12 protein-coding genes are annotated in these 10,431 nt (G+C 68.1%); 1 reads left to right on the top strand and 11 read right to left on the bottom strand.

Annotated features, from left to right (window positions below; genetic code table 11):
* The 5 genes from FJY74_08480 to FJY74_08460 form a co-directional block, all read right to left on the bottom strand.
* A partial coding sequence (locus FJY74_08480) for an Fpg/Nei family DNA glycosylase (protein ID MBM3308348.1) occupies positions 1-468 on the bottom strand: 468 nt, incomplete at its 3' end.
* 11 nt (positions 469-479) lie between these two features.
* Entirely contained in the window at positions 480-770 is a 291-nt protein-coding gene (locus tag FJY74_08475; GenBank protein MBM3308347.1) for a hypothetical protein, read from the bottom strand.
* Positions 767-1,513 (bottom strand): SagB/ThcOx family dehydrogenase, encoded by a 747-nt coding sequence (locus FJY74_08470; GenBank protein MBM3308346.1) that lies wholly within the window; start codon positions 1,511-1,513, stop codon positions 767-769. The genes FJY74_08475 and FJY74_08470 overlap by 4 nt, the downstream gene beginning before the upstream one ends.
* Positions 1,514-1,531: 18 nt before the next feature.
* Entirely contained in the window at positions 1,532-2,155 is a 624-nt protein-coding gene (gene lexA, locus FJY74_08465; GenBank protein ID MBM3308345.1) for a transcriptional repressor LexA, read from the bottom strand.
* 185 nt (positions 2,156-2,340) lie between these two features.
* Positions 2,341-2,760: a DUF5362 domain-containing protein gene (locus tag FJY74_08460; protein MBM3308344.1), complete on the bottom strand. Its 420-nt coding sequence runs from the start codon at positions 2,758-2,760 to the stop codon at positions 2,341-2,343.
* 123 nt (positions 2,761-2,883) lie between these two features.
* Between FJY74_08460 and FJY74_08455 the strand changes: the two genes are divergently transcribed.
* Positions 2,884-3,885, top strand: a complete 1,002-nt coding sequence (locus tag FJY74_08455; GenBank protein MBM3308343.1) for an asparaginase — start codon at positions 2,884-2,886, stop codon at positions 3,883-3,885.
* 95 nt (positions 3,886-3,980) lie between these two features.
* On the opposite strand, the gene FJY74_08450 is transcribed toward FJY74_08455, so the two are convergent.
* From FJY74_08450 to FJY74_08425, 6 genes are all read right to left on the bottom strand, one after another.
* Positions 3,981-5,213 carry an OFA family MFS transporter gene (locus tag FJY74_08450; protein ID MBM3308342.1) on the bottom strand — a complete coding sequence of 411 codons (1,233 nt, stop codon included), beginning with the start codon at positions 5,211-5,213 and terminating at the stop codon, positions 3,981-3,983.
* Positions 5,214-5,322: 109 nt separating this feature from the next.
* Positions 5,323-7,284, bottom strand: a complete 1,962-nt coding sequence (gene acs, locus FJY74_08445; protein MBM3308341.1) for an acetate--CoA ligase — start codon at positions 7,282-7,284, stop codon at positions 5,323-5,325.
* Positions 7,285-7,312: 28 nt separating this feature from the next.
* The gene (locus FJY74_08440; protein MBM3308340.1) at positions 7,313-8,470 is read right to left on the bottom strand and encodes a hypothetical protein; all 1,158 of its coding nucleotides are present in this window, start codon (positions 8,468-8,470) and stop codon (positions 7,313-7,315) included.
* Between the two features lie 223 nt (positions 8,471-8,693).
* Positions 8,694-9,920, bottom strand: coding sequence for a cysteine desulfurase (locus FJY74_08435; GenBank protein ID MBM3308339.1), 1,227 nt, complete (start codon positions 9,918-9,920; stop codon positions 8,694-8,696).
* 35 nt (positions 9,921-9,955) lie between these two features.
* Positions 9,956-10,324, bottom strand: coding sequence for a DsrE family protein (locus FJY74_08430; protein ID MBM3308338.1), 369 nt, complete (start codon positions 10,322-10,324; stop codon positions 9,956-9,958).
* A gap of 8 nt (positions 10,325-10,332) precedes the next feature.
* Positions 10,333-10,431: sulfurtransferase TusA family protein (locus tag FJY74_08425; protein ID MBM3308337.1), on the bottom strand; the 99-nt coding region annotated here is incomplete at its 5' end.

Genomic DNA, 10,431 nt, shown 5'->3' with positions numbered 1-10,431 from the left:
GAACGACTTCACCGTGCCCTTCCGGCCGCGCACGAGTTCCCGGAACTGCGCCTTCGTCACGTCCACCACGTTCGGTCCGAGCTTCGCCGACATCGTGTGCTTGTCGAGCTTGCCGTCCGCGGCGTAGTGCACGTAGCCGAACCACCAGAAGCTCAGGGAGAGCGCGGCCCCGTCCTTGAACAGGAACGCGACGCGGCGCTTCTCCGGAATGGCCTTCCTGTCCACGAGGAGCATGTCGCCGCCCATGCCCATGTTGATGAGGAGGTATCCCTTCGTGGTCTTCGTGAAGAGCCACTTCCCGTGGTAGGTGACGCTCTCGATGCGCGCGCCCTCGAGCGCCTTCTTGAACTTCGCGGCGGAGACGTTCAGGCACTTCGGCTGGAGCACCTCGATGCCGGCGATGGTCTTCCCCACGAGGAGCTTCTGCATCTCCTTCGCGCGCGACGCGACCTCCGGGAGCTCGGGCATCTCACACTCCCTCAACCATCCAGATCCGTCCGCACGAGCGTCCAGCCCATCGTGCGGGTGTTGTATACGAGCTCGTAGTAATCGTTCTCCTTCGTCACGACCGCGAAGTAGTGGAGCTTGAACTGCCCCTCGCGCTCCTCCCACTTCCCGTTCACCCTCGCGACGTCGAACACGCGGCTGTTCCACTTGAACCGGAGCGGGTCCATCCGGCCGCCGCTGAACTTCGTGAGCACCGTGACCGACTCGTTGATCTCGTGGACGGTCGGGTCGGTGCCGTCGCGGGGGGCGCTGCGGTTCGTCATAGCTTCGCTCCGATCGGCAGGATGGCCAGGGGCTCGGCGTCGCCCGTTCCCACGACGCTCTTCACGCCGCCGTCGGAGAACGCGCCCACGAACACGGTCGAAAGTCCGAGGCTCTCGGCCTCGAGATAGACGTTCTCGGCCGCGGCGCCCACCTCCATGTGAACGTACCGCTCGGCGCGCTCCCCGTACTTCGCCCTCGTCCGCGCGTACACGCCGGCGATCACGAGGCTCACCGGCGCCGACCGGACGCACGCCTGCGAGAGCGCCTCCGCCGAGAGCGCGTCGCGGACGTCGCCCCGCTTCACGAGCGTGAGCGTGTGCCCCTTCGGAACGTACCGGTACACGCCCGCCGGGAGCCCCTCGACCCTGCCCGCGACCACGAAGACCTCGAGCGGATACTTCGCGCCCGCCGACGGCGCAGCCCTGCGCCCCGAGGACTCGTCCGTGACGCCCTGCGCGGCCCAGAGGAGCTGCGAGAGCTGACCGAGCGTGAGGGGCGCCTCGCCGAACGAGCGGACCGAACGCCTCGCGGCGATGGCCTCCTCGACCGAGAGCGTTCCCTTGAGTGCCGGAGCAGGAAGGGAGATTGCGCTGCCCGCGGACGCCCCGCCCGGCTCCGCGCCCTCCGCCGGCGCCGGGTCGCTCAGCACGAGCAGCGCCGAGAGCAGCAGGATGAGGACCGCCGTGTACGAAAGAGCCTGCGAGATGAACCGGCCAGCCGCGCGCCTTGTCGTGTCGCTCATCGTGTCACCTCCGTGTCGCTAGATCTTCCTCATGAGTCCTACGACCTTGCCGAGCACGCGCGCGTCGCTCCGACGCGCGAGCTCGATGTCCTCGTACGCCGGGTTCGCGGCCCGGAGGACCGCGCTTCCCCGCTGCGAGACGTAGCGCTTCACGGTCGCCTCGTCGTCGAGGAGCGCGACCACGATGTCACCGCTCCGCGCCGACGGCTGCGGGCTCACGATGACCACATCCCCGCTCACGATGCCCGCGTCCTTCATGCTGTCGCCGCGCACGCGGAGCGCGAAGCAGTCCTTCGAGGCGGCGAACATCTCGTCCACCGCGAGCACGCCCTCGACGTTCTCGACCGCGAGGACCGGGCGGCCGGCCGCGACGTGACCGACGAGCGGGATCTCGACGCCGCTTCGCGCCGTCGCGCCGCGCGGATGGTGCTCGCGCCACACGATGCCCCGCGAGATGCCGGGTTCGCGTTTGATGTACCCTTTCTCTTCGAGGACCGAGAGGTGGTAGCGCACCCCGTTCGTCGAGGCGATACCGAACCGCTCGCCGATCTCGCGGATCGTCGGCGAGCGGTCGCGCTCCCGGATGGTCTGCGTGATGAAGTCGAGGATCTTCCCCTGGATGGTCGTGAGGTCGTTCTTCATGGATCCCCCCTCGCCCGGATGTCGCGCCACCCGTCGCGGGTCGCGGCGCCCCGTGGTGCACTGCCCATCTGTGCACCAACCTACTGCACACATGTGCAGGCGTCAAGGGGAAAGAATGGGGCCGCCGAGTCACCCAGGCGGCCCCGTGCCTGCTGCCGGAGCCCTCAGGCTCCCGGCATCTCCCCCTACATCGGCAGCCCCTTGAGCGCCTCGATCCCGCCGCCCGCCACGAGCGCGAAGATGGTGGCGCCCCAGACCAGCATCATGATGATCGTCACTGCGACGCCGATGAGCGCGAGGATGCCGTAGATCATGAAGAACGTTTTGATCTTCCCGAGGCCCGCGACGAGCTCCGCTGCGTTCCCGCTTCGGAACGCCTCGTTGGCCTTCGTCCCGGCGGAGAAGAGCAGGATGCCCAGCCAGATGGGTATCCAGGCGAAGACGATGCCGACGAGCGTGCAGGCCACGAGCGCGCCGTAGATGATCATCAGCACGCCGAGGAACTTCATCCACCCCTTGGCTTCGAAGAGGGGCTTCGCGATGTCCCTGATGCCCGCGGACTCGGACCCGCCCGCCCCCGTCTGCCGTTCGGCGAACTCGCCCATCACGCACCTCCTGAACAGGACCGGTCAACCAGTGAGCGCGGCGGCACGATAGCACCGCGCCCGTGAACCGTCAAGGGGCCCGGTGTGGTAGTATTCCGTCGGTCCCAGCGCGAGGAGGACTCGATGAACATCCTGGTGCTCTTCTGCGGCGGCACGCTCGTCATGGAGGAGAGCGAGCACGGCGTCTGGCGGGTCCCGCCGCGCGAGCGCGCCGTTGACAACCTCCTTTCCTTGGAGCCGCGCCTCGCGGACGTCGCCCAGATCGAGATCCTCTACGTGGACAACATCGACAGCGCCGACGTCACGCCCGCCCACTGGGACCGCATGATCGACGAGATCGAGACACGCTACGACGCGTACGACGGATTCGTCGTGACCCACGGCACCGACACGATGGCCTACACCGCGAGCGCGCTCTCATTCGGCCTCCGTGACCTCGGCAAGCCCGTCGTGCTCACGGGAGCGCAGATCCCCGGGAGGTTCATCGAGACCGACGCCCGAAGGAACTTCGTCAACGCTGTCCGCGTGGCGACGAGCGACGTCGCCGGCGTGCTCGTGGTCTTCGACCGCGAGATCATCCTCGGCGCGCGGGCGACGAAGGTCTCCGAGTCGAAGCTCGCGGCGTTCCAGTCCGCGAACAGCCCGCCGCTCGGCGAGATCCGCGTGGACCTGCGCGTCCACCGAACCGCGAGGCGCCGCCACGACCGGCCGCTCCGCGTCGAGAAGGGGTTCGACCCGAGCGTCATCGTCTCGACGCTCTTCCCGGGGCGCTCGCCCGCGTCCATCCTCGACATCCTCGGGACGGGCATCGGCGCGCTCGTGCTCCGCGCGTACGGCACGGGCAACTTCGCCGCGCACCACCTCGAGGTCCTGGAGCGCGCGGCCGCGCTGGGCGTGCCCGTCGTCGTGACGAGCCAGTGCCTCGAGGGGGCGACGCGGATGGGGCGCTACGAGGTCGGCAGGCGGGCGCTCGAACTCGGCGCCATCGAGGCGTACGACATGAGCATGGAGTGCATCGTGACGAAGCTCATGTGGGCGCTCGCGCGGACACGCAGGCCCGCGGAGATCCGCGAGATCATGCACACGGACTCCTGCGGGGAGGTGACGGCGGCGAGGACGGAGTAGCGTCGCGGCCACGCCGGCGCCCCGCGCACCAGCAAGAAGAACCCCCGGTGTTGCGGCCGGGGGTTCGTGCATCGTACCGCGCGTTGCGACGCGGCTTAGGCCCTCGCCGCGAGCTTGGGCGGCTTCGTCGCGAACGTGATGCCCGCGGCGATCAGACAGAGGACGCCGGTGACGATGAACGCGAGCGTGTAGCCGTCCGTCGCCTCCTTCACTCTAGCCGCGAAGAGCGGACCCAAGAGCCCGCCGACGCCGTAGGCCATGAACACGAACCCGTAGTTCGCGCCGATGTTCTTCGTGCCGAAGAAGTCGGCCGTGACCGCGGGGAAGAGCGCCAGGAACCCGCCGAAGCACAGCCCGACGAGCGAGACGCCGATCCAGTAGTAGGGCGGGAACCCGGGGATGACGTTGTAGAGGAGCATCGCGATGCCCGCGATGAGGTACATGAGGAAGACCGTCTTCATCCGGCCGAGCGCGTCGGAGACGCGGCCCCAGAAGATGCGCCCGAACGCGTTGAAGATGGCGAGGAGCATGACCGCCCCGGCCGCCGTCGCGGCGGAGAGCCCGGCGAGTTCCTGCCCGATGGGCGACGTCTGGCCGATGATCATGAGGCCCGCGAAGCAGCCGAAGAGGTACATCACCCAGACGAGGTAGAACTGCGGACTCCTGAGCATCTGCGCGGTCGAGAACGACTCCTTCGTCATCTGGGAGGTCGCCGGCGGCGTCCACCCGGCGGGCGCGTAGCCCTGCGGCGGGTTCCGAAGGAGCATCGAGGCGGCGACCACGACCACGAGGAAGACGACGCCGAGCGTAGCGAAGGTGTTGAAGATGCCGACGCCGTCAATGAGGCTCCTCGCGATGGGCGCGAGGATGAGCCCGCCGCCGCCGAACCCGGCGACCGCGAGGCCCGTGATGAGGCCGCGCTTGTCGGGGAACCACTTGATGCCGGTCGAGATCGGACAGACGTAGGTGAACCCGATGCCGATGCCGCCGATGACGCCGTAGCCGATGACGAGCATCGGGAACGACTTCCCGAACGCGGCGATGAGCATGCCGAGCCCGAGCAGGACGCCTCCGACCGTCGCGACGAGCCGCGGACCGGCCTTGTCCTGCCAGCGTCCTCCGACGATCGTGGCGAGCGCGAAGAAGATGAGCACGAGCGAGAACGGCAGCGTCGCCTGGCTGGTCGTGAGTCCCAGGCCCCCTTCCGTGATCGCCTTCTCGAGCGGCTTGCGGAAGACGCTCCAGATGTAGATCCCACCCAGGCAGAGCTGGATGAGGATGGCGCCGAGCACGATCATCCAGCGATTGAACGTCTTCTCCCCTGCCATCGCGCCTCCTTGGCTGAGACGGGACCCCCGCGGGCCCGCCGCGCCGAAGCCTCCGGACGCGGACGCGGGCAGCCCCCTTCGGAGCTGCCCGCCGCCCGCGGAACCAACGCTAGTGGGCCTTCCCGATCTCCTCCACCGCCTCGGGATTGGCGAGCGTCGAGATGTCGCCGACGGCCTCGCCGAGCGCCTTCGCGCGGATGACCCTGCGCATGATCTTGCCCGAACGCGTCTTCGGAACATCGTGCACGAACCCGATGTAGTCCGGCCTCGCGATCTTGCCGATCTCCACGCCGACGTGCTCGCGGAGCTCCTTCCGAAGCTCCTCGCTGGGCTGCACGCCCGCCCTGAGCACGACGAACGCGGCCAGCGCCTCGCCCTTGACCTCGTCCGGCTTCCCGATGACGGCCGCCTCGGCGACCTTCGGATGGCTGACGAGCGCCGACTCGACCTCCGAGTTCCCGATCCGGTGGCCCGCGACGTTCAACACGTCGTCGGCGCGACCCTGGATCCAGAAGTACCCGTCCTCGTCCTGCCGCGTGACGTCGCCGGCCAGGTACGTGTCCTTGTACCTGCTCCAGTACGTGCTCTTGTAGCGGTCGGGGTTCTTGTAGAGACCGCGGAGCATCCCCGGCCACGGCTTCTGGAGGACGAGGTTGCCGCCGGCGCTGACAATCGGCTGGCCCTCCTCGTTGTACACCTTCGCGGCGATGCCGGGGAAGGGCTTCGTCGCCGAGCCCGGCTTGAGCGAGGTGATCGGGAGCGGCGTGATGCAGAAGTGCCCGGTCTCCGTCTGCCACCACGTGTCCATGATCGGGCAGCGCTTCCTGCCGACGTGGGTGTGGTACCAGATCCACGCCTCGGGGTTGATGGGCTCGCCCACCGACCCGAGGAGCCGCAGGGACTGCATCGCGTGCTTCTCGGGGTGCTCCTCGCCGAGTCGCATGTGCGCCCTGATGGCCGTCGGGGACGTGTAGAGAACCGAGACCTTGTGCTTCTCGATCATCGCCCACCAGCGGTCGGCCTCGGGGAACGCCGGCGCGCCTTCGTACAGGAGCGAGGTCGCGCCGAGGATGAGCGGCGCGTATACGATGTAGCTGTGGCCCGTCACCCAGCCGATGTCCGCGGCGCACCACCACACGTCGTCCTGCTTGAGGTCGAAGACCCACTTCAGGGTCGCGGCCGTGCCGACCGCGTAGCCCGCGTGCGCGTGCTGGATGCCCTTGGGGCGGCCCGTCGTGCCGGACGTGTAGAGGATATAGAGGAGGTCGTTCGCGTCGAGCTGCTCGGTCGGGCACTCGTCGGACTGCTTGCCGCAGATCTCGTGCCACCAGTGGTCGCGGCCCTGCGTCCACGCCACCGGGTCGCCCATGCGCTTGTGGACAATGAGGTTCTTCACGGTCGGGGCGTTCTTGAGAGCCTGGTCCGTCTGCTCCTTGAGCTGGACCTTGGTGCCGCGGCGCCAGAACTGGTCGCTCGTGATGGCGAGCACGGCCTCGCAGTCCTGCATCCTCTCGGCGAACGCCGTCGGGCTGAAGCCCGAGAACACGACCGAGTGGATGGCGCCGATCTTCGCGCAGGCGAGCATCGCGATGGGAAGCTCGACGACCATCGGCATGTAGAGGCCGACTCTGTCGCCCTTCTTCACGCCGAGGCTCTTCATGGCGTTCGCGAGCCTGTTGACCTCGCGGTACATGTCGGCGTAGGTCCAGGTCTTCGTCTGGCCGTCCTCGCCCTCGAAGATGTAGGCGATCTTGTCCTTGGTCGCCGTCTTCATGTGGCGGTCCAGGGCGTCGTGCGCGATGTTGTACTTGCCGCCGACGAACCACTTGGCCCACGGCGCGTCCCACTCGAGGATCTTGTCGTACGGCTTGTAGAACTCGAGGAGCTCCTTGGCCATCTCGCCCCAGTACCACTCGATGTCCTGGCACTTCGCGAGCAGCTCGTCGAGCGTGTTGAGCCCATGCTTCTTCATCCAGGCCGTTACGTTGGCCTTCTCGACCAGCTCCTTCGGCGGGTCGAACACGCGCTTCTCGGCCAGCAGCACCTGGATGTCCTTCTTGGTCTCCGCCATGTCGCTCTCCTTTCGAGTCCTGCGCTATCTAGAACCTGTAGCCTACAGAAAGCTGGACCCTGGTGTTCTCGTACGCCGGCGTGTCGTCTCCCGAGCCTGCGTACTCCGTCTCCATCTTCGCGTACTCGAAGCCGATGTACGAGGAGGTGGTGGCGCTCCAGATGACGTTGCCGTAGTAGGTGGTGTTCTTCTCGATGGCGTCCGCCGCCGCCCACACCGGCAGCGTCGGATCGTCCCAGCCGGCGCCTACGTTGACCGCGATGTCCGCCGCGAGCTGGACGGCCAGCTGACCCCACCAGCCGCTCGCCTCGATCTCGGCCATCTCCGCGCGCGAGCGCGACGACTCGTACGGCGGCTGCACCGCGATGCCCTGCCCGACGCCGCCCAGGTACACGCCGAGGTTCCTCCCGCTGAAGTACTCGCCCATGACCGTGATCTTCTCGCCGAGCGGGATCGTCGCGTCAACGACGATCGCCGAGCTCTCGAACTCGCAGTCGTCGGCGTCCGACTCCTTGCCGTAGAGGCCGGACACGCCGACCGTCAGGCTCCTGTCGCCGAAGAGCTTCCGGCTGTAACCGACCCTGCCCTGCCATGAGGGCTGCCCGAAGTCCTCGCCGTTCTCGTCGCGTCCCATGTTCCGGTTCGCGCTGGCGGCAAGGGTGAGCTTCCCCGCGTCGGCGAGCGAGACAGCCTTCGTGAGCCGGATCTGCGGCCTGCGGTAGCCCGTGTTGCCTGACTTCCACAGGACGACGTAGTTCAGGGTCGTCGGGTTGAGCGGGGAGATGAGGTCGGCGGTCTGGCCGGCGAGCACCTCGAAGGCGGGGAACGTCATCTCGAGGTACGCCTGCCGCATCATCGGGTTGGCTTTGTTCTCGGCGCCTCCCCCGTAGAAGTCGATCTCGACTCGCCCGGACACCGGGAACCGCTCGCCCTCGGCCGCGTCGAACTTCATGCCGAGGCGCGTCTGGTTCGCCGTCATGTTGAACTCGTCGTCCGCTTCCTCCCCGACGTAGGGCAGCACGATGAAGGCGTAGTCGCCCTTGTCGGTCTTCGCGGAGTCCAGGGACGCGTCGAGTTTGATGTAGCCGTAGAAGGTCGGCGCAGCGAGCGCGACCGAGCTTCCGAGCAGCACCGCCGCGGACGCCGCAAGGACGCAGATGGCGGGCGCGATGGCTCGTGTGACCATGCGTGGATCTCCCCTCTTCGTGGTGGTGATGGCCTTCGACACCACAGCGGGCCGCGGCCCCTCACGGGGTGCAACCGATAATCGGGACATTGTAGCCTGAGGGCCATCGGTGGGTCAATCGCTGAGGCATGGCAGGGCGTCGTGCGGGACCGATGTCTCGCTGAGTATGCGAGGGATGGGCCGTGGAGCAGGGGACAGCACGCGAGTATTCATGAATAGCCGCTCACTCATCCGTGCGCTTGTCGTGCTCCTCGTGCCGGAAGCTCCCCTTGTCGTAGGACATCCCCGGCCGGAACGCCGACATGTCCCGGAGCCGCTTCACGATGCGCGGGAGCGCATCGAGGACGCGGTCCACATCCTCATCGGTCGTCCACCGGCCGAGCGTGAGCTGGAGCGACCCGTGCGCCTCCTCGTGCTTCACGCCGGTGGCGAGCAGCACGTACGACGGCTCGAGCGTCTTCGCCGAGCACGCCGACCCCGTCGAGGCCTGGATGCCCTCGGCGTCGAGCGACAGGATGAGACTCTCTCCTTCGATGTACGCGAAGCGGACGTTGACGTTGTTCGGGAGCCTGCGTTCGCGCGGGCCGTTGAGCGCCGTGTCCGGGATGGCGCCCAGGATGCCGTCGAGCAGGCGGTCGCGGAGCGCCCGCGCGCGGGCGGCGTCCGACGACATCTCGACGCGCGCGATCTCGGCGGCCTTCCCGAAGCCGACGATGCCGGGGATGTTCTCGGTGCCCGAGCGGAGCCCCCGCTCCTGCCCGCCGCCGTGGATCGCGGACTCGACGCGCACGCCCTTCCTGATGTAGAGCGCGCCCACGCCCTTCGGTCCGCAGATGTCGTTCGACGAGAGCGCGACGAGATCGAGCGGGAGTGTGGAGAGGTCGAGAGGCACCCACGCCTCGGCGGCGACGGCGTCGGTGTGGAAGAGCACGCCCGGCTCCCTCTCCTTCACAGCCGACGCGATCTCCCCCACCGGCTCGATGGTCCCGATCTCGCCGTTGGCCGTCATCACGGTCACGAGCGCCGTGTCAGGGCGGATGGCCGCCGCGACGTCGGCCGGGCTCACGAACCCCTCGCGGTCCACGCCGACGAAGGTCACCTCGAACCCGCTGCGCTCGAGGTACTTGAGGGGCGTGACGACCGAGCGGTGCTCGATGACCGACGCGACGACGTGACGCCCCCTCCCCTTCGGGCGCAGCGCCGCGCCCTTGATCGCGAGGTTGTTCGCCTCCGTCGCGCCCGAGGTGAAGACGATCTCCTCCGGGGCGGCGCCGACGAGCGCCGCGACCTGACGCCGCGCCGCATCGAGCGCCTCGCGCGCCGGGTCTCCCGCGGAGTGGAGCGACGACGGGTTCCCGAACCGCTCGGTCATGTAGGGGAGCATCGCCTCGACGACGCGCGGGTCAGCGGGCGAGCCGGACTGGTAGTCGAGGAAGCCTTTCGTGGTCATCAAGCCCTCCTTCGAGAGCGCTCCGCGGAGCGCACCTAGAAGGAGAGCACAGCGTCGGCGTCGAGCGCAAGGTCATTCAGCGTGGCGGCGCCCACGACGTCGCACGCGCCCACGTAGTCGCCGCGCGAAAGCCCCAGCATCTGCGTGCTCTGGTCGCACACCGCGAGCTTCACCCCGGCGTCGGCGGCGCGCTTCAGGACCTCCGCGAGCGACGGGAACGAGCCCAGCCTGATGCGGTCGGCCTCCCCCGTCTTCACGATCGTGACGCCCTTGCCGAGGAAGTACACGGTCGCGTCAACGCCCATCGCCGCCGCGGCCGTCGCGAGGACGAGCGGCGCGTAGGTTCTCTCGGGCGTGTCGACGCCCGAGGTCTGCACGTAGAGAATGCGCTTCTTCTCCGTCATGGTCGCACCTATGCCTTCCTTCTGATGAGGAACCGGAACACGCTCCCGTCGTTCTCGACCGAGACGAGCTCGTGCCCGGCGCGCTTCGCCCAGCTCCGGACATCGGA

The organism is Candidatus Effluviviaceae Genus I sp., assembly GCA_016867725.1.
GTDB lineage: Bacteria > Joyebacterota > Joyebacteria > Joyebacterales > Joyebacteraceae > VGIX01.
The sequence above is the reverse complement of the archived record's forward strand: the minus strand, read 5'-3'. Positions and strand labels throughout refer to the sequence as shown.

Coding starts and splice junctions, on each gene's coding strand:
- FJY74_08440 (MBM3308340.1), bottom strand. CDS start 8,470: ATGGTCACACGAGCCATCGCGCCCGCCATCTGCGTCCTTGCGGCGTCC.
- FJY74_08450 (MBM3308342.1), bottom strand. CDS start 5,213: ATGGCAGGGGAGAAGACGTTCAATCGCTGGATGATCGTGCTCGGCGCC.
- FJY74_08435 (MBM3308339.1), bottom strand. CDS start 9,920: ATGACCACGAAAGGCTTCCTCGACTACCAGTCCGGCTCGCCCGCTGAC.
- FJY74_08455 (MBM3308343.1), top strand. CDS start 2,884: ATGAACATCCTGGTGCTCTTCTGCGGCGGCACGCTCGTCATGGAGGAG.
- lexA (MBM3308345.1), bottom strand. CDS start 2,155: ATGAAGAACGACCTCACGACCATCCAGGGGAAGATCCTCGACTTCATC.
- FJY74_08460 (MBM3308344.1), bottom strand. CDS start 2,760: ATGGGCGAGTTCGCCGAACGGCAGACGGGGGCGGGCGGGTCCGAGTCC.
- acs (MBM3308341.1), bottom strand. CDS start 7,284: ATGGCGGAGACCAAGAAGGACATCCAGGTGCTGCTGGCCGAGAAGCGC.
- FJY74_08430 (MBM3308338.1), bottom strand. CDS start 10,324: ATGACGGAGAAGAAGCGCATTCTCTACGTGCAGACCTCGGGCGTCGAC.
- FJY74_08470 (MBM3308346.1), bottom strand. CDS start 1,513: ATGAGCGACACGACAAGGCGCGCGGCTGGCCGGTTCATCTCGCAGGCT.
- FJY74_08475 (MBM3308347.1), bottom strand. CDS start 770: ATGACGAACCGCAGCGCCCCCCGCGACGGCACCGACCCGACCGTCCAC.